The sequence below is a fragment of the Staphylococcus sp. GDY8P57P genome (assembly GCF_017892585.1).
GTDB lineage: Bacteria > Bacillota > Bacilli > Staphylococcales > Staphylococcaceae > Staphylococcus > Staphylococcus borealis.
Genome location: NZ_JAESLK010000163.1, coordinates 1 through 841 on the forward strand (window position 1 = coordinate 1; position 841 = coordinate 841).

Here is an 841-nt window from a genome sequence, read left to right on the forward strand (position 1 = left end):
TTGAGGTTTTCATTCTCTTTCTCTTCAGGTATATCTTTATGCTGCACCTCTGTAGGCTGTTCCCATTTTTGTTGTTGATCAGTATATTTAGATTCTTCGGTAAATGTTGCTTCTTGCACATTAACATTTTGTCTATCATTAACAGATGTATCAAAAGAATAATTAAGCTGTCTTTCTTCCTCTAATTGATTCTCCAATTTTTGAATCTTTTTATTACTTTCTAATGCTAATACTTGCTGATTTTCAAGCAATTTCGACCTTTCTTGCAACTCTTTTCTGTAAAATTCAATTGTTGTTTCATGACGATTTTCTTGTTTTTCAATTTGATCATTCAAAGTATCAATCTGATTTTTAAGGATTTCTACTATTTGAGCATCACTTTTGGATTCAACATTAATATTATCTGACTCTTTTTTTTGTTTGTCTTCAGTAGTACTTTCAAATCCATATTTCTTCTTATTTTTATTTACTCTTTGAACTATTTTTTCTATGTCGCTATCTTCTTTAATAAACGAAGTGTTTTCCTGTTTTATTGTTTCTATATTCAATCTTTTAATATTATTAAAAATTGTTTGCTTACTAACTTCTAATTCTTCACTCAAAGCTTTCACGCTTCTCATATCATCAACCCTTTATAAAATGTTTATCAACCCTTTATAAAACAGTATAAACTCATAAAGCTTGATAATAAAGTAATTACAATATTAAAAACGGTTCCCGTCAATCGTTTCATCAAAGGTTCATAAAGGGTTGATGGTTTTTATCAAAGGTTTACAAACCCTTTATAAACCTTTGATAATCCTGCATTTTCCCTTTTATAAGGTTGTTCAAAGTGATATAA

1 protein-coding gene is annotated in these 841 nt (G+C 28.3%); it reads right to left on the bottom strand.

All coding sequences use genetic code 11. From position 1 onward, the window contains the following. On the bottom strand, positions 1 to 620 hold a 620-nt coding region (locus KA878_RS14130), incomplete at its 3' end, for a DUF536 domain-containing protein (protein ID WP_210142276.1). Positions 621 to 841 lie beyond the last annotated feature (221 nt).